This window comes from Streptomyces sp. NPDC031426 (assembly GCF_055581585.1).
On the sequence record NZ_JBVIJE010000006.1, the window covers coordinates 128,027 to 148,469 of the forward strand.

At 69.0% G+C, this 20,443-nt stretch carries 15 protein-coding genes and 2 pseudogenes; 10 read left to right on the top strand and 7 right to left on the bottom strand.

The window, feature by feature from the left end:
- Positions 1–41 precede the first annotated feature (41 nt).
- The 4 genes from ACZ5NH_RS13785 to ACZ5NH_RS13800 are packed head-to-tail and all read left to right on the top strand — an operon-like array spanning position 42 to position 6,524.
- Positions 42–1,310 (top strand): glycosyltransferase, encoded by a 1,269-nt coding sequence (locus ACZ5NH_RS13785; RefSeq protein WP_451554761.1) that lies wholly within the window; start codon positions 42–44, stop codon positions 1,308–1,310.
- Positions 1,307–2,953, top strand: coding sequence for an ArnT family glycosyltransferase (locus ACZ5NH_RS13790; RefSeq protein WP_468775049.1), 1,647 nt, complete (start codon positions 1,307–1,309; stop codon positions 2,951–2,953). The genes ACZ5NH_RS13785 and ACZ5NH_RS13790 overlap by 4 nt, the downstream gene beginning before the upstream one ends.
- Positions 2,950–4,119 (top strand): glycosyltransferase, encoded by a 1,170-nt coding sequence (locus tag ACZ5NH_RS13795; protein ID WP_468775051.1) that lies wholly within the window; start codon positions 2,950–2,952, stop codon positions 4,117–4,119. The genes ACZ5NH_RS13790 and ACZ5NH_RS13795 overlap by 4 nt, the downstream gene beginning before the upstream one ends.
- A gap of 2 nt (positions 4,120–4,121) precedes the next feature.
- Positions 4,122–6,524 carry a galactose oxidase-like domain-containing protein gene (locus ACZ5NH_RS13800; protein WP_468775470.1) on the top strand — a complete coding sequence of 801 codons (2,403 nt, stop codon included), beginning with the start codon at positions 4,122–4,124 and terminating at the stop codon, positions 6,522–6,524.
- Between the two features lie 5 nt (positions 6,525–6,529).
- On the opposite strand, the gene ACZ5NH_RS13805 is transcribed toward ACZ5NH_RS13800, so the two are convergent.
- From ACZ5NH_RS13805 to trhA, 3 genes are all read right to left on the bottom strand, one after another.
- Entirely contained in the window at positions 6,530–7,252 is a 723-nt protein-coding gene (locus tag ACZ5NH_RS13805; RefSeq protein WP_451554764.1) for a Mut7-C RNAse domain-containing protein, read from the bottom strand.
- Positions 7,253–7,285: 33 nt separating this feature from the next.
- Complete coding sequence (locus ACZ5NH_RS13810; RefSeq protein ID WP_468775053.1) at positions 7,286–7,921, bottom strand: TetR/AcrR family transcriptional regulator; 636 nt, start codon at positions 7,919–7,921, stop codon at positions 7,286–7,288.
- A 217-nt stretch (positions 7,922–8,138) separates the two neighbouring features.
- Positions 8,139–8,849 carry a PAQR family membrane homeostasis protein TrhA gene (gene trhA, locus ACZ5NH_RS13815; protein ID WP_388620181.1) on the bottom strand — a complete coding sequence of 237 codons (711 nt, stop codon included), beginning with the start codon at positions 8,847–8,849 and terminating at the stop codon, positions 8,139–8,141.
- A 286-nt stretch (positions 8,850–9,135) separates the two neighbouring features.
- On the opposite strand from trhA, the gene ACZ5NH_RS13820 reads away from it, so the two are divergent.
- A complete protein-coding gene (locus tag ACZ5NH_RS13820) occupies positions 9,136–10,956 on the top strand; it encodes a phosphoenolpyruvate carboxykinase (GTP) (RefSeq protein ID WP_388620184.1) in 1,821 nt (606 codons plus the stop codon).
- 286 nt (positions 10,957–11,242) lie between these two features.
- Here the strand turns inward: ACZ5NH_RS13820 and ACZ5NH_RS13825 are convergent.
- Together ACZ5NH_RS13825 and ACZ5NH_RS13830 are read right to left on the bottom strand one after the other, a co-directional pair.
- A pseudogene (locus ACZ5NH_RS13825) lies at positions 11,243–11,950 on the bottom strand (hypothetical protein); the annotation flags it as partial.
- A 195-nt stretch (positions 11,951–12,145) separates the two neighbouring features.
- Positions 12,146–13,567 carry a DUF2079 domain-containing protein gene (locus tag ACZ5NH_RS13830; RefSeq protein WP_468775055.1) on the bottom strand — a complete coding sequence of 474 codons (1,422 nt, stop codon included), beginning with the start codon at positions 13,565–13,567 and terminating at the stop codon, positions 12,146–12,148.
- A 312-nt stretch (positions 13,568–13,879) separates the two neighbouring features.
- Between ACZ5NH_RS13830 and rfbA the strand changes: the two genes are divergently transcribed.
- From rfbA to rfbD, 5 genes and pseudogenes are all read left to right on the top strand, one after another.
- Complete coding sequence (gene rfbA, locus ACZ5NH_RS13835; protein WP_468775057.1) at positions 13,880–14,812, top strand: glucose-1-phosphate thymidylyltransferase RfbA; 933 nt, start codon at positions 13,880–13,882, stop codon at positions 14,810–14,812.
- A 30-nt stretch (positions 14,813–14,842) separates the two neighbouring features.
- Positions 14,843–15,471, top strand: a pseudogene (locus ACZ5NH_RS13840) (dTDP-4-dehydrorhamnose 3,5-epimerase family protein).
- Positions 15,472–15,688: 217 nt separating this feature from the next.
- Complete coding sequence (locus ACZ5NH_RS13845) at positions 15,689–16,324, top strand: hypothetical protein (RefSeq protein ID WP_468775058.1); 636 nt, start codon at positions 15,689–15,691, stop codon at positions 16,322–16,324.
- Between the two features lie 169 nt (positions 16,325–16,493).
- The gene (gene rfbB, locus ACZ5NH_RS13850; RefSeq protein ID WP_468775060.1) at positions 16,494–17,468 is read left to right on the top strand and encodes a dTDP-glucose 4,6-dehydratase; all 975 of its coding nucleotides are present in this window, start codon (positions 16,494–16,496) and stop codon (positions 17,466–17,468) included.
- Positions 17,465–18,376: a dTDP-4-dehydrorhamnose reductase gene (gene rfbD / locus ACZ5NH_RS13855; RefSeq protein ID WP_468775062.1), complete on the top strand. Its 912-nt coding sequence runs from the start codon at positions 17,465–17,467 to the stop codon at positions 18,374–18,376. The genes rfbB and rfbD overlap by 4 nt, the downstream gene beginning before the upstream one ends.
- A gap of 54 nt (positions 18,377–18,430) precedes the next feature.
- On the opposite strand, the gene ACZ5NH_RS13860 is transcribed toward rfbD, so the two are convergent.
- Entirely contained in the window at positions 18,431–19,018 is a 588-nt protein-coding gene (locus tag ACZ5NH_RS13860; RefSeq protein ID WP_468775064.1) for a tetratricopeptide repeat protein, read from the bottom strand.
- 121 nt (positions 19,019–19,139) lie between these two features.
- Positions 19,140–20,435, bottom strand: coding sequence for a glycosyltransferase (locus ACZ5NH_RS13865; RefSeq protein WP_468775066.1), 1,296 nt, complete (start codon positions 20,433–20,435; stop codon positions 19,140–19,142).
- Positions 20,436–20,443 lie beyond the last annotated feature (8 nt).

Genomic DNA, 20,443 nt, shown 5'->3' on the forward strand with positions numbered 1-20,443 from the left:
TCGCCCACACAGGGGGAATTCAGGGATCTGGGGGGATCTTTTTGCTCACGTCTGTCTTCATCGCCGCCGTCTCACTGGCCCTGTTCTGGATGGCGGCCTTCACCCTGTGGTGGCAGATGCACGCGTGGCGCACGCCCGAGGTGCTGGCCTCCACCCGGTTCGGCAGACCGGACGGCGACGAACACCTGTCGTTCTCACTGCTGCTGCCCGCCCGGCACGAACAGGCGGTGCTGGACCACACCATCCAGCGGCTGCTGGAATCCACGCACACCGACTTCGAGATCATCGTGATCGTCGGGCACGACGACCCGGAGACCACCGAGGTGGCCGAGAAGGCCGCCGCACGGGACGCGCGCGTCCGCGTCGTCGTCGACACCCACGAGAAGAAGAACAAGCCGAAGGCCATGAACACGGCGCTGCCGCACTGCCGCGGTGACGTCGTCGGGGTCTTCGACGCCGAGGACCAGGTCCACCCGGAGCTGCTCGCCCACGTCGACCACGCCTTCCGGACGACCGGGGCGGACGTCGTCCAGGGCGGCGTACAGCTCATCAACTTCCACTCCAGCTGGTACAGCCTGCGCAACTGCCTGGAGTACTTCTTCTGGTTCCGCTCCCGGCTGCACCTGCACGCGCAGAAGGGGTTCATCCCGCTCGGCGGGAACACCGTCTTCGTACGGACCGGCGTCCTCAGGGAAGCGGACGGCTGGGACCCCAACTGCCTCGCCGAGGACTGCGACCTGGGCGTACGCCTCTCCAGCGTCGGCAAGAAGGTCGTCGTCGCCTACGACTCCGACATGGTGACCAGGGAGGAGACCCCGGGTTCCCTGATGTCGCTGCTCAAGCAGCGCACCCGCTGGAACCAGGGCTTCCTGCAGGTGTACCGGAAGAAGGACTGGCGGCAACTGCCCGGACTCGGACAGCGGCTGCTCGCCCGGTACACCCTGATGACCCCGTTCATGCAGGCCTTCTCCGGCGTGATCATCCCGCTCAACGCGGCTGTCGCGCTCCTCCTCGACGTGCCCGTCGGCGTCGCCTTCCTCACCTTCCTGCCGCTGGTCACCGCCGCCGTCACCTTCGTCTTCGAGGTGGTCGGGCTGCACGACTTCGGCAAGCAGTACGGCCTGAAGGTCCGCCTCGTCCACTACGTGAAGCTCGTCGTCGGCGGCCCCTTCTACCAGGTCCTCCTCGCCGGAGCCGCGATCCGTGCCGTCTGGCGCGAGCAACGCGGCCGCAACGACTGGGAGTTGACCACGCACGTCGGCGCACACCTCACCGCGGCCGAGCCCATCCGAGAGGACGTTCCTGCGTGACCTCCACACTTCCCGCGGTGACCGCAGCGAAGGTCCCCGCGCAGCGCCCACCTGTGCCGGAAGGCCGTACGGCCGCCCGGACCAGCCCGCCGCCACGGCTCCGCTCCTCCCGCCCCGACCTGCTGCTGTGCGGGGTCCTGCTCGCGGTGATCGTCCTCGTCCAGGGCTGGAACATCGCCGCCTACCCGACGCTCAGCGACGACGAGGGCACCTACCTCGCCCAGGCCTGGGCCGTCCAGCAGGGCCGGGGCCTCGCCCACTACACCTACTGGTACGACCACCCGCCGCTCGGCTGGATCCAGATAGCCCTGCTCAGCTGGCTCCCCTCGGCGATCAGCCCCGGCTCGATGACCGTCGGCACCATGCGGCTGACCATGCTGCTGGTCAGCGGCGTCAGCGCGGTCCTCGTCTACGTCCTCGGCCGCCGGCTCTCCCTGCCCCGCTGGGCCGCCGGACTCGGCATGGCCCTGTTCGGGCTCTCCCCGCTCGCGGTCGTGCTCAGCCGGGAGATCTTCCTCGACAACATCGCCGTGATGTGGCTGCTGCTGGCGTTCTGCCTCGCCGCCTCGCCCAGCCGCCACCTCTGGCACCACTTCGGCGCGGGCCTCGCCGCCGCCGCGGGCGTGCTCACCAAGGAGACGATGCTCGTCGTCCTGCCCGCCCTGTTCGTCACCATGTGGCGGCACAGCCACCGCGACACCCGCAAGTTCGCCCTCACCGGAGCCGTCACCGGCTGCGCCCTGATCGGCTTGTCCTATCCGCTGTTCGCCCTGCTCAAGGGCGAGCTGTTCCCGGGCGCCGGACACGTCTCGCTGTGGGACGGCATCACCTACCAGATGTCGAGGCCCGGTTCCGGATTCATCCTGGACCGCTCCTCCGGCTCCTACGGAGTCCTGCACTCCTGGCTGTACTACGACCGCGTGCTGCCCCTCGGCGGCCTCGCCGGAGCCCTGCTCCTGCTGCTCACCTGGCGCTGGTCGGTCACCGCCCGCTCCCTCGCCGGACCGGCGCTCACGGTCGCCGTCCTCGCCGTGGTGGCCCTGCGCCCGAACGGCTATCTGCCCGCGATGTACATCATCGGCGCGCTGCCCTTCCTCGCCCTGGTCCTCGCCGGCGGCGCCGCCTCCGTCGCCCACGCTGTCCTCAGCAGGTGGCGCTCGGAGGGCGAGAAGCGCCACCTCACCGGCGGCCGGTACGCGCTCGCCGCCGTCCTGGCCCTCGCCGCCGGCGCCTATGTCGTACCGCACTGGTACGACGGCGACCGCACCGCCGTCACCGCCGACGCCAACAAGCCCTACCGGCAGGCCTCCCACTGGCTCGGCACCCAGGTGGCGGACCCGAAGGACACCCGCGTGCTCGTCGACGACGCCCTCTGGCTCGACCTCGTGCACGCCGGATACCGGCCGGGGCTCGGCGCCATCTGGTTCTACAAGGCCGACCTCGACCCGGCCGTCAGCAAGACCATGCCGCACGGCTGGCGGGACATCGACTACGTCGTCGCCTCGCCGACCGTCCGCCGCGACGCCAAGGACCTGCCCAATGTGCGGGCCGCGATCCGGCACTCCACGCCGGTCGCCACCTTCGGCACCGGACCCGACCGCATCGAGATCCGGCGGATCCAGGTTGGGGGAGGCGCGCGATGAGCGAGTACACCGCCCCGGCACAGGGTCTCGACGCCGTGGAGGTCCCCGAGCCCGGCGCCGTCACCATCGTCGTACCGACCTTCAACGAGTCCGCGAACATCCGGCAGTTGCTGCACCGGATCACCGAGTCGGTGCCGGCGCGGCTGCCCTGCGAGGTGCTCTTCGTGGACGACTCCACCGACGACACCCCCGAGGTGATCCGCGAGGCCGCCCAGGACTGCCCGTTCCCGGTGGCCGTACTGCACCGGGAGGAACCCCTCGGCGGGCTCGGCGGGGCGGTCGTCGAGGGGCTGAAGGCGGCGGCCTCGGAGTGGATCGTCGTCATGGACGGCGACTGCCAGCATCCGCCGTCCCTGGTACCGGATCTGGTGGCCACCGGCGAGCGGGCGAACGCCGGGCTCGTCGTCGCCTCCCGGTACATCGAGGGCGGCAGCCGGGCCGGGCTCGCCGGCGGCTACCGGGTGGCCGTCTCGCGCGGTGCGACCTGGCTCGCCAAGGCCCTCTTCCCCCGCCGGCTGCGCGGCATCAGCGACCCGATGAGCGGTTTCTTCGCCATCCGGCGCAGCGCGGTCACGGCGGACGTGCTCCAACCGCTCGGCTACAAGATCCTCCTCGAGCTGGCCGTCCGCAGCCGCCCCCGGCAGGTCGCCGAGGTGCCGTTCGTCTTCCAGGACCGGTTCGCCGGCGAGTCCAAGTCCACCGCCCAGGAGGGCTTTCGCTTCCTGCGCCACCTGGCGGGCCTGCGCACCGCGTCCCCGGCCGCCCGCATGGTCGGCTTCGGACTGATCGGCGCGAGCGGGTTCGTGCCGAACCTCGTCGGGCTGTGGGCACTGACCGCGCTCGGGATGCACTACCTGCCCGCCGAGATCCTCGCCAACCAGCTCGGGGTCGCCTGGAACTTCCTGCTCATCGAACACCTGCTGTTCCGCGACCGGCGTGCGCACCGCCGCTGGTGGGACCGGCTCGGCCGGTTCGCGCTGCTCGCCAACGCCGACCTGGTGCTGCGCATCCCGCTGATCGCCCTGCTCGTCGGCCGGTTGGGCATCGGCGTCCTGCCCGCCACCGCGCTCGCACTGGTCATGACGTTCGTCCTGCGCTTCGTGGGCACCGAGGCGCTGGTCTACCTCCCCCGTCGGCGGGGGAGCCGAGCAAGGAGAGCCGTGTGAGTATGACGTACCGCAGACGCCGCAGACGGACCGCGCTGGCCGGGGTGGGCGCCCTGACCGCCGGTCTGCTTCTGACCGCGCCCCAGCCGGCGGAGGCCGCCAACCTGATCAAGAACCCCGGCTTCGAGACCGCGGGCAGCGACGACATGCCGTACTGCTGGGAGAAGTCGGGCTGGGGCGACAACGACTTCAGCTTCGAGACGACCTCGGACGCGCACTCCGGGACCAAGGCCATGAAGGTCACGGTGACCCGCCGGGTCTCCGGCGACCGCAAGGCGATGATCACCGAGTCGACGGACTGCGCGCCGGGGGTGAGCGCCGGCAAGCAGTACGACCTGGGACTCTGGTACAAGACCACCACCCCGGACGCCAACATCACCCTCTTCCGGCACGACACCACCGCCGGCTGGCAGTACTGGACCGACCTCAAGACCCTCGACATGGCCTCCACCTGGACCCAGGCCACGGTCCGCACCCCCGAGGTCCCGGCCGGCACCGACCGCATCACCTGGGGCGTCTCCGTCTACGGCACCGGCTCGGCGACCACCGACGACTACACCATGGAACAGGTGCCGGACCCGCTCCCGCCGGCCCGGTGCACCGGCACCACCGACCAGTGCGCCAACGGCAGTTGGTCGGTGCTGCCGACGCAGAACCCGGTCCGCTCCATGCACTCCGTCGTGCTCGACAACGGCAAGGTGCTGCTGATCGCCGGCTCCGGCAACAGCGAGGAGAACTTCAACGCGGGCACCTTCACCTCGGCGGTGTACGACCCGGCGAACGGCACGTACAAGGTCATCCCGACGCCGAAGGACATGTTCTGCGCGGGGCACGTCCAGCTGCAGGACGGCCGGGTGCTGGTGCTGAGCGGCAACAAGGCGTACCCGGTGGTGGGCGGGCACGGCTACGAGGGGTTCAAGGACTCGTACATCTTCGACCCGACGACCGAGACCTACACCAGGACCAACGACCTCAACGACGGCCACTGGTACCCGTCGGCGACCGAGCTCGGCAACGGTGACGTCATCTCCTTCGGCGGGCTGCGCGAGGACTCCACCGGCTCGGTGACCGCCGAGAAGTTCAGTTACGCGCAGAACCAGTGGCTGCCGCTGTCGCAGGTCAACCAGACCTGGTCGTACTGGGGCCTGTACCCGGCGATGATCCTCATGCAGGACGGCCGCCTCTTCTACACGGGCAGCCATGTCTTCGGCAACAACATCCCCGGCACGGGTTCGGCGATCTACGACTACGGCGCCAACACGATCACCCAGATCCCGGGCCTGCAGAACAAGGACGAGCGGGACCAGTCGGCGAGCGTGCTGCTGCCGCCCGCGCAGGACCAGCGGGTGCTGACGATCGGCGGCGGCAACATCGACTCCAATCCGGACGCGAACCGCCTCACCGACCTGATCGACCTCAAGCAGGCCAACCCGGCCTACGTCGCCGGGCCGCCGATCCCGCAGGGCACGGTCGACCTGGGCAACGGGCCCCAGCCGGAGACCGGCAACCAGGGCAAGATGTACGTCTCCGCGGTGCTGCTGCCCGACGGCAAGGTGCTGGAGACCGGCGGCGCCCTGCACAACCGGGCCAACCCGGTGTACGAGTCCTCGATCTACGACCCCGGCACCAGTACCTTCGACCCCGTGGCCGCCGACCCCGAGTCCCGCGGCTACCACTCCTCGGCGTTCCTGCTCCCCGACGGCCGTGTGATGGCGACGGGCGACAACCCGGGCAACGGCACCTGGAACCACAACGTGTCGATCTACACCCCGCCGTATCTCTACAAGGGCACGCGTCCGACGATCACCTCGGTGATCAACCAGGAGTGGAAGTACGGCGACACCCAGCGGATCACGGTGGACCGGCCCATCGCCAAGGCGGAGTTGATCCGCCCGGCGGCGGTCACGCACTCCTCCGACCCGAACCAGCGCTTCGTGGACCTCCCCCTGTCGGTGGACGGCAACAACGTGGACCTGAACGTCACGAACAACCCGAACATCGCCCCGCCCGGCTGGTACATGCTCTTCGCCGTCGACGCCAACGGGGTGCCGTCGGTGGCCCGGTGGGTCCATCTGACAGGCCCGGCGGCCCTCAGCGCCGCCTCCCCGCACATCCACGCCTTCGCCGACTCCCTCACCGGAAAGGTGTCGGGCCCCGGCAGGAGGAAGGCCGCACAGCAGGTCAGCCCGACCATCTCCGGCTGCGACCGGCACTACGGCTCGGCCAACGTGTGCGTGCCGACGGTGTTCCCGCCCGAGGTGAAGAAGACGGCGGCGGCTCGATGCGCCTGGCTCAAGGAGAACAACTACGGCCGGCTGAAGGTCAACGGCAACGACGACCCACTGGGGTTGGACCGGAACCGGAACGGGACCGCCTGTGACAAGGGGGATGTGACCAGGCGCTGACCGCGCTAACCGTGCTCCGCCAGGGCGCGCTCCACGATGGCCTCCAGCTGTTCGTGGTGGGCGCCCTTCCAGTACGCGCGGCCGCACTCGGTGCACTGGGCGAAGACGTCGTACGAGCGCTGGGTGCCGTGTTCGAGCTGGTCGACGACCTCGGCCTTCGTGGCCTGTTTCAGAAGGCCGTTGCAGGCGGTGCAGCGGGTCCAGGGGTGCAGGTCGGGGTGGAAGCGGTCCAGGACGTCGTGGAGCTGGTCGTCGGGGCGGTGGCTGTAGACGAAGGCGCCGGCCCACAGCTCGCGGCGGCGCAGCAGGCCCCGGTCGCGGCTGAGCATGACCCGCTTCTCGGCGGCCGAGCGGGCGGCGAGGGCCGCGTCGCCGATGTCCGTCGACTCGTACGCGGCGTCCACGCCGAGCAGGCGCAGGCGGCGGGCGAGCGTGCCGAGATGGACGTCCAGGAGGAAGCGGAGCGGGGCGCCGGGGACCCGCTGGGGGCGGTCGACGGGCCGTACCTTCACCGTCTCGCCGTCCTTCGGGATGTGCGACGCCGGCACCTCGCTGCCGTCCACGACCAGTGCGCCGACCTCGGTCAGCGGGACGCCGAGGGACTCGATGACATGGCCGAGCGTCGAGACCCCGTCCGTGGCCAGGGGCGCGGCACCGGCCCGCCGGGCGTGCGGCACGAACAGGTGCAGTGCGGGGGCCACTTCGACGTGGATCTCGGGTCGGTTCACCTCGTCAGCATCGCACGCCGGACCGCCGTGACCTCAGTGGTTTTCCCTGGGCAGGCCGCGCTCCAGGACGTCGAGGGCACGCTCCATCAGCTCACGGAGATCGCCCTGCTGGTCGTTCTCGCCCCAGTACCGGTTGACCTCCATGAGCCCGCCGATGAGCGACATGGCGTAGACCCGCACCTCGAGACTCTCCGGACCGAGGCCGGTGCGGTCCGCGATGACCTGGCGGAGCAGAAGGCTGGTGCTCGCCATGCTCTCGAACATCCGGCTGCGGATGGCCGGGACCTCGACCCCGAGCCGCACGCGCAACCGGGTCACCTCGGGGTCCTCGGACAGCGCCAGGTCGAGTGCCCGGTGCATGACGTGCCGCAGGGACTGGATCAGCGGTTCGTCGGCCGGGCGGGCCCGCAGCTCCTCGGCCATCATCAGGTCGTACTCGTCCGTGAGGACGATGTCCTCCTTGGTCGGGAAGTAGCGGAAGACGGTCGACGGCGACACCTCGGCCCGCTCGGCGATCTGGTCGATCGTGGTGGCGTCGTACCCCTGCTCCCGGACCAGTGAGTACGTCGCCGCGCGGATCGCCTCCCGGGTCTTGATCTTCTTGCGTTCCCGCAGGCTGAGGCGGGGCCGGTCGACGGGGGAGGTGCTGGGGGTGCGTGCGGCCGTCATGCCGGTCATTGTCAGGCATCCGCGACGGGGGCGGCCACGGCCGGGGCCCCCTCCCGCCCGGTGCGCCGTACGACGGGTGTGTTCGGCGCAGCCATGAAATGGGAGTAGCTCTTAAAATATGGGCACTGTCAATGGAGGGCTTGCCTCAGATGCTTTCAGGCGTACGAAAACGGCCACGGCTGGTGAGCCGTGGCCGGAGAGGGAGGGCTGAGGGTGTCTACGCGTGCTGGTACGCCACCAGCGAGATGCCGACGTAGTGGACGACGAACGCCGCGAGGGTGAAGGAGTGGAAGACCTCGTGGAAGCCGAACCAGCGCGGGGACGGGTTCGGGCGCTTGATGCCGTAGATCACGCCGCCCGCGCTGTAGAGCAGACCGCCGACGACCACCAGGACCAGGACCGCGATGCCGCCGGTGCGCAGGAAGTCGGGCAGGAAGAACACGGCCGCCCAGCCCATCGCGATGTAGCAGGGCGTGTACAGCCAGCGCGGGGCACCCACCCAGAAGACGCGGAAGACTATGCCGGCCGCGGCGGCGGCCCAGATGCTCCACAGCAGCCACTCGCCCTTGGCTCCGGGCAGGAGCAGCAGGGTCAGCGGGGTGTAGGTGCCCGCGATGATCAGGAAGATGTTGGCGTGGTCCAGGCGGCGCAGCACGCCGTCCATGCGCGGGCTCCAGTTGCCCCGGTGGTACAGCGCGCTGATGCCGAACAGCAGGCAGGCCGTCAGGACGTAGATCCCGCAGGCTATGCGGCCTCTGGTGGAGTCGGCGAGGGCGGTGAGCACGAGGCCCGCGATGAGTACGGCCGGGAACATGCCGAGGTGCAGCCAGCCGCGGAGCTTCGGCTTGACGTGTTGCGGCAGCGAGAGCGCCGGACCGCGGCCGTCGGCCGGCGTGTCCGTGGGCGCGTCAGGGACGGACGCAGTCATGCGGGGCATGGTACCTACGGCACCGTAAGTCGGGTGTCAGCGCGGGTCTTGGTCGATCGAACGCAAAAAGACCTCCAGGTGACACAAACCTGGACGTAAAGGGAACGTAAACAGGCCTGGAAGCCGTGGTTTTCGTCACGTCGCTCACTTGTGACGCCCCCTGGACATATGCGCACTCTCGTCGGATGATCAAATGAGTGCAGTCGGCACCGGATGAGCATTCGAAGCATCCGGGTCGCAGCCCCCACGGGGCCACCAGGACAAAATCCCTCACTTAGGAGCAACCGTGGCGCGCGACAACTCGGCTTCCAGCGTTCCCACAAACCACCAGGAACTGATCTCGTGGGTCGACGAGATCGCCGAACTGACCCAGCCGGACAGCGTGGTCTGGTGCGACGGCTCCGAGGCCGAGTACGACCGGTTGTGCGAAGAACTGGTCGCCAAGGGCACCTTCAAGAAGCTCGATCCGATCAAGCGCCCCAACTCCTACTACGCGGCCTCCGACCCCACCGATGTCGCACGGGTCGAGGACCGCACCTTCATCTGCTCCGAGAAGGAGGAGGACGCCGGCCCGACCAACCACTGGAAGGCCCCCGCCGAGATGCGGGAGATCTTCAGCGGCGAGAAAGGCCTGTTCCGCGGCTCGATGCGGGGCCGCACCATGTACGTCGTCCCGTTCTGCATGGGCCCGCTCGGCTCCCCGCTGTCCGCGATCGGCGTGGAGATCACCGACTCCGCCTACGTCGCCGTCTCGATGCGCACGATGACGCGGATGGGCCAGGCCGTCCTGGACGAACTCGGCGACGACGGCTTCTTCGTCAAGGCCGTCCACTCCCTCGGCGCCCCGCTGGAGCAGGGTCAGGACGACGTTCCGTGGCCGTGCAACTCCACCAAGTACATCTCGCACTTCCCCGAGGACCGCGAGATCTGGTCCTACGGCTCCGGCTACGGCGGCAACGCCCTGCTCGGCAAGAAGTGCTACGCGCTGCGTATCGCCTCGGTCATGGCGCGTGACGAGGGCTGGCTGGCCGAGCACATGCTGATCCTCAAGCTCACCCCGCCGCAGGGCGAGTCCAAGTACGTCGCCGCCGCCTTCCCGAGCGCCTGCGGCAAGACCAACCTCGCCATGCTGGAGCCCACGATCTCCGGCTGGACCGTGGAGACCATCGGCGACGACATCGCCTGGATGCGCTTCGGCGAGGACGGCCGCCTGTACGCGATCAACCCCGAGGCCGGCTTCTTCGGCGTCGCGCCCGGCACCGGCGAGCACACCAACGCCAACGCGATGAAGACCCTGTGGGGCAACTCGGTCTTCACCAACGTCGCCCTCACCGACGACGGCGACGTGTGGTGGGAGGGCATGACCCAGGAGACCCCGGCCCACCTCACGGACTGGAAGGGCCGCGACTGGACCCCCGAGTCCGCCGAGCCCGCCGCCCACCCCAACGCCCGCTTCACCACCCCCGCCGCCCAGTGCCCGATCATCGCGCCCGAGTGGGAGGACCCCAAGGGCGTGCCGATCTCGGCGATCCTCTTCGGCGGCCGCCGCGCCTCCGCGGTGCCGCTGGTGACGGAGTCCTTCGACTGGAACCACGGCGTCTTCCTCGGCGCCAACGTGGCCTCCGAGAAGACCGCCGCCGCCGAGGGCAAGGTCGGCGAGCTGCGCCGCGACCCGTTCGCGATGCTGCCGTTCTGCGGCTACAACATGGGCGACTACATGGCCCACTGGATCGACGTGGCCAAGGACAAGGACCAGTCCAAGCTGCCGAAGATCTACTACGTCAACTGGTTCCGCAAGAACGACGAGGGCAAGTTCGTCTGGCCGGGCTTCGGCGAGAACTCCCGTGTCCTGAAGTGGATCGTGGAGCGCCTGGAGGGCAAGGCCGAGGGCGTCGAGACCCCGATCGGCGTGCTGCCGGCCAAGGGCGCGCTGGACACCAAGGGCCTGGAACTGTCCGAGTCCGACCTGGACTTCCTGCTCACGGTCGACAAGGAGATCTGGCGCGAGGAGGCCGCGCTCGTCCCCGAGCACCTCAACACCTTCGGCGACCACACCCCGAAGGAGCTGTGGGACCAGTACCACGCGCTGGTGGAGCGCCTGGGCTGAACAGCCCGTTGCAGACTCCACGGCCGGTCCGGATGCCCTGACCAGCGATCGTCACGACCGGCCGTGGTGACCACCCACCGGGGCCCCGCACAAAGGCGTGCGGGGCCCCGGCTCAGTTGTTGCGCTCTCCTTCAGTTAGCGCGTGTGCGACTCCTGCCTGCGCGCCTCCCGGTCCCTGAGGTCCACCAGCGGGTGCGCACGCAGGCGTCGACGGCCTCCGGGATGTCCTGCCGTACCGCGCGGGACACCGTGTGCACGCCCTCCGGATCCAGGGCCAGGGCCTCGGATCCCGGTACACGGCGTCACTACGGGACTGCTGGGCGCCCTGGACGCTGACCAGCTTGTGCAGCAGGGGTGCGGTGCGGTCGTCGTCGGCCTGGCTCGCGACCACCTTGCCGCCGTTGGCGACGTAGGAGGCGGCGGCGAGGTACAGCGCACCGGAGTTGGAGCTCTCGGGGTCGGTGCTCGCGATTAGAGCGTGCCGGTCAGCTCGCCGTGCGCCGAAGCCCCCTTGAGCTGCTGCCAGGTCCGGTCGCGCCGGGCGGCGTCCAGGTACGCGGCCATCCGGAACGTGCCGCGGTGCTTCCCGTCGAGTACGGCCAGCCCGTTCGCCGCGAGCACGTCGGCGGCACTCCGGTGGGCCACGACGACCAGCGGCGAGTAGAACGGCCGGGGCAACGGCTCCTGCGCGTGGTGCTTCGCGGCCAGCGCGTGCGCGGGGGCCTGGCTTCCCGGGAAGGCGAAGTCGTACCCCTTGAGATCCAGCCCCTCCATGGCCCAGGACCCGGAGGCCTCGGTCTTCACGGTGTAGCCCTTGGCGGCCAGGGCCTTCACCACGTCGGGATCGGCGAAGAAGTCCGCCTCCTCCGACCCGATCACGCCACGCACGGTCTTCGTTGCCGTGCCCTTGTCCCCCTTGCCGGCCCGCGACGACGGCGGCCACCACGCCACCGATCAGGAGCACGGCGAGGACGACTCCAGCGATACGTCTCACGCCGGGGAGCATGCTCCCGGAAGCCAACATTCCCGCGGAACTGCGCGCAGCAGGCCTCAGCGACGAAACACCCCGCGCCCCAAGAAGCCGGCTGCAGCCAACGCAGTGTATGGCTCCCGGTCCGCGCGTCGCTGCGGGGCCACGCGGACCGGGGCCGGTGGCGAGGGGCCCGTGGGCTCGGGCGGTGATGCTCGGTCAGGGGGTGGTCGGGGGCCGGTGCGAGTCCCTCGTCGCCGTCCGGCGGTGCAGCAGCATGTAGCCGTCCTGCAAGGCCACCAGTTCGTATCCGTTGCCGAGGTCGGCTGCCAAGCTCTGCTGCTCCGCCTCGACGCCGAGCGGCTGGCCCGGCCACCCTCGGTCCTCGTCCGGCACCTCGGTGTCCACCATGATCCACTGGGGATCGGGACGGGTGCCGGGGGAGCCGTAGAGGCCGACGCTCGTGCGGTCGGCGAGCTGGGGTACCAGATGGTCGGATGCCTGGACCGTGACGCCGTCGGGGATCATGGCGAGCAGACGACGGGCGACGGTGACGCGAGAGTCGGTTCGCCAGGTCTCGGGCTGGGCGAGCTGGAAAAGGGGGAAGCTCGGAAGGATCACGAGGGTGATCGCGGCGGAGCCCGCGAGGTAGCGGCGCAGGCCGCGGCCGCTCGTCCCGCGTCGCACCAGGGCGTCGACGAAGGCCGCGAACACGATCGGCATCAGGACGAGCGAGTAGTGGAAGCTGGTCCCCCAGTGCAGGCTGTTGCTCGACGCGAAGCGCCACACCAGCGTGGGCAGGGCGACCCACAGCAGGGGTGACCGCATCGCCAGGAACAGGGTGGGGGCCAGCATGAGGACGAAGGTGGTCACCTTGGGCAGCGGGGTGAGGAGACCGATGGTGCCCTGGTGGAGCACATCCAGCAGACCGCCGGCACTGCCCCCGGCCGGCCCCTGGCCGCCTGCGGCGGGATCCTTCAGCAGGGACCAATAGGCGAAGGATCCGCCGGGGTTGAAGGCCGGCAGGACCACGAACAGGGCCAGCGCAGTCCCGGCGAGGCCGGCCACAGCCGTGAGCGTTCCGAGCCTGCGGTCGCCTCGCCGGGCGATGACGAGGCCGATGACGAGAACCGTGAGGCCGAGGTCCTCCTTCACGAGCAACAGGGGTAGGGCCCAGCACGCCGCGGCGGTCAGCCGGCCGTTCCCGAGGGCGGTCAGCGAGAGCGCCAAGAGCGGAGCGGCGAATGCCACTTCGTGGAAGTCGTAGCCGACCGCACTCGCGATTCCCCAGGAGAGCCCGTAGCAGGCACCGATCACCGCGCCGGCCAGGGAGCCCAGGGCCCGGCGCGCCCAGAGAGTCAGCGGGACGACGCTCACGGCGACGAGTGCGGCCTGCACGGCGAGAAGTGTTTCCGCTCGTCGCCACACCCAGTAGAAGGGTGCCACGAGCGCCAGGATCGGGGAGAAGTGATCTCCCAGGACGGGAAAGTCCTGGCCCTTCACCTCGGAGGCCGGCAGGTGTCCTTCCGCGTACGAGCGGACGACCTGTTGGAAGATTCCGAGGTCGTAGCTGCTCGTGAGCATCCGCTGGTGGAGCCGCAGTGACACCGCCGCGTACATCACGAACAGCGCTCCCGCCATGGCCCAGACCCACCATGTGCCGTCGAAGCGGCCTTTGCGTGGTGGTTCGGCCACCGCCGCTTTGCCATGAGTCTGTTGTTGCGCCGGAACTGTCGCGCCGTTGGCGAGCGGTGTGTGCATCGGGGACCCCCTCGGGAAACAGAGACGTGCGGCCATCAAAATGCCAGCACCGTGCGGCATTTGGACACGAGCGAACTCCCGTGTGCCGAGAATCCACCGAATGGCCGACCGGCCGGTCCGCGCTGTTCTCCGCTTACGCCGTCCGTCGCGTGTAATGCTGGCACCGATAGGCAGTCCACCTATGGTGCTGCCATGCGTGGAATTCTCCTGGCCGGGGGTACCGGCTCGCGGCTGTGGCCACTGACCCGCTCGGTGTCGAAGCAACTGCTGCCGGTTTTCGACAAACCGATGGTCTATTACCCGCTTTCCACACTGGTGATGGCGGGTGTGCGTGAGATCCTTGTCCTCACCACACCAGAAGACCAGTACCAGTTCCGCCGCTTGCTCGGTGACGGTCGTCAACTCGGCCTGCGGCTGGAGTACATGGCGCAGGAGCGTCCGGAGGGCATTGCCCAGGCCTTCCTTCTGGGGGCCGAGTTCATCGGCGACGAATCGGTGGCCCTGATCCTGGGCGACAACATCTTCTACGGGAGTGGCCTCGGTACCCGGCTAGCCCGCCACGACGACGAACTCAAGGGCGGTCGGGTGTTCGCCTACCAGGTCGCCAACCCCTCGGCCTATGGTGTGGTGGAGTTCGACGAGGCGGGCCGGGCACTGTCCATCGAAGAGAAACCGGCCCGGCCGAAGTCCCGCTACGCCGTGCCCGGCCTTTACTTCTACGACCATCACGTCGTGGAGATCGCCCGCGGTCTGCGACCCAGCGCCCGAGGCGAGTTGGAGATCACCGACCTCAACCGTGCCTATCTGGAAGCCGGGATGCTGCAGGTCACCCGGCTGGACCGCGGCACCGCATGGCTGGACACCGGAACCTTCACTTCCCTGATGCAGGCTTCGGAGTTCGTCCGGGTGATCGAGGAGCGCCAGGGCTTCAAGGTGGGGTGCGTGGAGGAAGCGGTGTGGCGTGCCGGGCTGATCGACGACGACCGGCTCCGGGAACTGGCCCAGCCCCTGCTCAAGAGCGGATACGGCCATTATCTGCTGGGGCTGCTGGAGGACTACCGGCATGTCGTCCTGCCCCAGAGAAGCAGCGGATCGCACCACCAGGAATCGCTCGGCCGACCGTGAGCCGGTTGCGAGATGGAAAGGAGCATTCACATGGAGCCGCTTGGCATCGAAGGGGCCTGGGTGGACACGCCCGAGGTGTTCACGGACACCAGGGGCAGATTCCATGAGTGGTTCAAGGGGAACGGTTTCTTGATTCCACCGGCCAGGGACTCCGACTCGCGCAGGCCAACTGCTCGCGCTCCGTTCTCGGCACCCTCCGCGGCATCCACTACGCGTCGGTCCCACCGGGGCAGGCCAAGTTCGTCACCTGCGTCAGCGGGGCCGTCCTCGACGTGGTGGTCGACATCCGCACCGGTTCTCCGAGCTTCGGAAAATGGGCAGCGGTCAGGCTCGACGACACGACGCACCGTTGCGTCTATATCTCGGAAGGCCTGGGCCACGGCTTCATGACCCTGGAGGATAATTCAACCGTCATCTACCTCTGTTCGGAGGGATACGCGCCGCACCGTGAATACGGGATCAACCCGCTCGACCCCGATTTGGCCATCTCCTGGCCCGAGGAACTCACCCCCCGCCTTTTCGGCAAGGACGCTGCGGCGCCAACGCTGGAGGAAGCCGGACGACTTGGCCTGCTGCCGTCCTTCGAGGACTGCGTCGCGTATCGCAGAGGGCTCGTCAAGGAATCCGCGAGGAAGGCACGGAGGAAGCAGGTTCTTTGAGGCCGCACGGGTGATCTTGGCGCAAGTCGCGGTGTGATCCGTAACCATTCAGTTGCCGCGAGTTTAAGAATGGCTTGTCCGTAGCCAGAGGCGACGTGACGCGCATGCGGAAAGCGTACACCGGTGCGCATGCTTGCGGTCTGACTCCCAGTTACTGAGGAAGGTTCTCTTGAACCGTAGAACGATCCGAAGTTCACGCCTGAGGTCCGCCACGCTCATGTCCGCGGGCGCTCTCGCGTTGGCGCTCAATGTCGGGCAGAGCTCGGTGGCCATCGCCGACGCGATCCACCGGTCGGGCTCTCTGCCCAAGGCGGCGTCCACCAGCATGAACGAAGAAAAGGCCGGCGGCCGGGGCGGCCATGACGGCCATGACGGCCATGACGGCAAGCCGGGCAAGCGAGGTCCGCAGGGTCCGCAGGGTCCGCAGGGTCCGCGGGGCTTCCAGGGTGCTCAGGGCGCTCAGGGTGCCCAGGGTTTCCAGGGCGCGCAGGGTGCCCAGGGCCCGCAGGGCCCGCAGGGCTCGCAGGGCCCGCAGGGCTCGCAGGGCCCGCAGGGCTCGCAGGGCCCGCAGGGCTCGCAGGGTGCCCAGGGCTCCAGCGGCGTCCACACGTACTACAAGCAGGTTACTGTCGACGAGAACGTCCACCACGCCGAAGTCTTCTGCGACACGGGCGACGTGGCCACCGGCGGCGGATACGAAGCCACCGGCGGCAACATCTCGATCAACAGGCCCCTCCCCCCCGGCCCTGACGGAACCATCCCCAACGGGTGGCAGGCTGGGACCCCGGCTACGGTGGTCACGGCTCCTGGCACCGCCACCATCACCGCGTTCGTGGTCTGCAACGCCCACTGACCCCACGCGAGCGGCACTACCGTTCGGGTCGACCGCTCCACACGGGAACTAGTGACGGTGCCCCCGAGGCTCGGCCTCGCGGGCACCGTCCGCTTTGTGTCCGCGCCCGCGACCTGGCGTCCGAGGCCCTGGCGCCGGACTCCGGGCAGCAAGAAGGACTCGGAGAACCATGCGCATCCTTGTGACCGGCGCTGCTGGATTCATCGGTTCGGAATTTGTCCGCCGAAATCTCAGTTCGGATCCGACAGCGCGGATCACCGTCCTCGACAAACTCACCTATTCGGGAGTCGAAGCCAATCTGGCACCGGTGGCGGAACACCCGGGTTACACCTTCCGCCACGGCGACATCTGTGACCCGGACGTGGTCGACCAGGTGATGGCGGGCCAGGACGCGGTGGTCCATTTCGCCGCCGAGTCGCACGTGGACCGGTCGATCGACGGGGCCGGTCCGTTCGTCCGCACCAATGTGAGGGGCACTCAGGTGCTCCTGGACGCGGCCCACCGGCACGGTGTCGGCCGCTTCGTCCACGTCTCCACCGACGAGGTCTACGGCTCGATCAGCGAAGGCTCATGGACCGAGGGGTGGCCTCTGGCGCCGAACTCCCCCTACTCCGCCTCGAAAGCCGGCTCCGACCTGCTGGCGCTCGCCTACCACCGCACTCACGGACTGGACGTCGTGATCACCCGGTGCTCCAACAACTACGGGCCGTACCAGTTCCCCGAGAAGGTCATCCCGCTCTTCATCACCAACCTCATCGACGGAAAGACGGTCCCCCTCTACGGAGACGGCCGCAACATCCGCGACTGGGTGCACGTCTCCGACCACTGCCGGGGCATCGACCTCGTCCTGCACGGCGGCAGGGCCGGGGAGGTCTACAACATCGGCGGCGGAACCGAGCTGAGCAACCACAAGCTCACCGGACTGCTGCTGGACGCGGTCGGCGCGGGCTGGGACCAGGTCGAGTACGTGGCCGACCGCAAGGGCCACGACCTGCGCTATTCGCTGGACGACAGCAAGATCCGGGAGCACCTCGGCTATGTCCCGCAGGTGTCCTTCACGGAGGGCCTGGCCACCACGGTCGCCTGGTACCGCGCCCACCGTTCCTGGTGGGAGCCGCTCAAGGAGAGGGCCGAGCTGCGATGACCACGAACTGGCTGGTGACCGGTGCGCGCGGGCTCCTCGGCCAGGACGTACTGGCCGAACTCGCCGCAGATCCGCACGCCAAGGTGACGGGACTGAGCCGGGACAGGCTCGACATCACCGACCCGACAGCCGTGCAGGCCGCCGTGGCCGGTCACCGAGTGGTCGTCAACTGTGCCGCATGGACGGACGTCGACGGCGCGGAGCGGTCCGAGGCGGCGGCCACCGCCGTGAACGGCACGGGCGTCCGCCACCTGGCCCACGCGTGTACAGACGCCGACGCCATCCTGCTGCACATCTCCACCGACTACGTGTTCCCGGGCGACGCCCGCCGCCCGTACCCGGAAGACGCGCCGACAGGGCCCGTCAACGCATACGGGCGAAGCAAACTGGCGGGGGAGCGGGCGGTCGTCGAACTGCTCCCGCGTACCGGCTACGTCGTGCGCACCGCCTGGCTCTACGGCGCGCACGGCCCGAACTTCGTGGCCACCATGCTCGAACTCGCCGCCCGCCGCGAGACCTTGGACGTGGTGGCCGACCAGCACGGTCAGCCGACCTGGTCCCGGGCGCTCGCCCGGCAGTTGGCCGCTCTCGGCCGCGCGGCGCTGGCCGGACAGGCACCGGCCGGCATCTACCACGGCACGGCGGCAGGCCGCACCACATGGTGCGGTCTGGCGCGTGAGACCTTCCGGCTCAGTGGTCTCGATCCCGAGCGGATCCGCCCGGTCGGCTCGGACAAGTTCCCGCGTCCGGCCGCCCGTCCGGCCTTCGGCGTCCTCGGCCGCGGCAACTGGCTGCGAGCCGGCCTGGAGCCCCTTTCGCCCTGGGACGACCAGCTGACGGCCGCCCTGAAGGAGCCCGAGTTCGCCGCACCGGCCGCCGCGGCGCGCGTCAGCGCCCGGCGCACATGACAGGCGCCCGGCGGAACCTCAGGGTCCGCCGGGCGCCTGCCGGGCGCCAGGCACTCATCGGCGCACGGCGTCCCGGAACTCTTCCGGCACTTGGGAGAGGGACTTCGGATCGGCGGCGACCGCACGACGGAACACAGTCTCGGCCTCGCCCTTGCGGTTGTTCTCCGCCAGGAGCCGACCCAGTTGCAGTTGGGTCATCGCCGCCTTGGGATCGAGGGCGGCGGCACGCCGGAGGAGGTCAATGGCCCGGTCGGGGGCACTCGTTCTCAGCATGTACGCCTCGCTGTAGAGCGCGGACATGAAGTGCGGATCGATTTCGAGCGCCTTGTCGAACTCTGCCCGGGCATTCGCCGTCCGGCCCGACTGCTGATCGACGAGCCCGAGGCCGTACCAGGCCTGTTTGTTCCTGGGGTCCAGTTCCAGAGCTTGCCGGTAGTCCTGGGCGGCCCCGGTGGAATCCTGCTGGACCTGCCGCTGGAGGCCGGACTTCAGCAGCGCATCCACCGACTTCGCGTTTCCGGTCACTGAAGCGGCCTTGGATTCAGACGGCTCGGCCGACGGGGAGTGAATCGCCCAGACGGTCACCCCGGTGGCAACCATCGCCGTCGCGGCGAGCCCGGCCCACAATCTCGTACGTTTCACTTGGTCACTTTTCGTGGAAGGTGGCGGACGGATGGAGTTCGCCTGTCTCAGGTAGTCGGCACCGACGTTACGAGGCGCCCTTGATGGTGCTGTCGTACGGCAGGCGCGAGGGGAGTTCAGATCACTCGAATGCCGGGGCGGCCTGGACGAGGAGCTTTCCGCCGCATCGCGGGGCGCCGTCCTTCATCGCGATGAGGTTCGCGACCACGTACGAGATGTCGTTCTGGGAGTGCCACTCGCTCGGGAAGTAGGTGACCAGCCGCGACGACTGGAACCGGGCCTCCAGGTCCGGCACGAAGGTGCGGTACTGGTCGTCGGTGTAGTACCAGAACGAGTTCTCGTTGTAGTAGGCGACGTGCGTGGGGTCCTGGTAGGCGCCGCGGCCGTCGGCGCTGGGCGTCATGGTGAGGAGCATGCCGCCGGGCGCCAGCAGCCGGTACAGCTCGTTGATCAGCGGCACCTTCGCCGGCACGTACTCGAGGAAGTCCACCGCCCGCATCAGGCCGACGGAGCCGTCGGGCAGGTCCAGCTTCCCGGGCAGGGTCGCGACGATGTCGACCCCGTCTCCCGGCCGCTGGTCCACGCCGACATAGCCCGGCGGTTTGCGGTGGGCCGCGCCGAGGTCCAACGCGATCAGTCCGCGCCGGTAGGTCCATGCGAGGGCGTTGGCCTCGATGTACTTGTCGTACAGGGCGACCGTCTCGCGTTGGATGTGCGCGTTGATCTCCGGGTCGCGCTGGGTGTTCTCGGGGTGGACTCGCTGGAGGTAGAGGCATTTGTTGATGTGGTGGAAGTCGCCGAGGTGGAAGAGGCGGCACATCAGGTCCTGGTCGTCCAGAACAGTGCGCTCGGCGTCGTACCCGCCGGCCTTCTCGTAGCTCTCCTTGCGGAACGCCCGCACGTGGTTGGGTGCGTACCAGATGTAGGCGACGTTGTGCGGCGTCGGCGCGAGGGAGATGACCTGCAGCAGCTTGCGGCCGTCGACTTCCACCTCCTCGTACTGCCAGCCGAACGTCTCGTCGAAACGGCTCTCGTCCCGCCCCCCGTCCTCGGCGATCTGCGCCGTGTTGCTGTAGACGAAGACAACGTCGGGGTTTTCGTCGAACGCCTTGCCGACCTCCGCCAGGCACGACTTCGCCATCAGGTCGTCGTGGTCGAGTTCCACGAGGATCTCCCCGCGCGCCAGTTCACAGGCCTTGCGCTTCGCAGCCCCTACGCCGTTCACGCCGTCGGCGATCTCGACGCGGACGCGGTCGTCGGGCCGCTCCGGGCGCCACCGGGCGCCGTTGTTGAGCAGGACGATCCACTCCCAGTCCGAACAGGTCTGTGCCTGCAGGGTTGCCAGGCACTCATCGAGGAAACGGGGCCGGTGGCTGGGGGTGAAGACGGAGAACCTCGGTGTCGCGGTCGACGTCATCTGTTGCT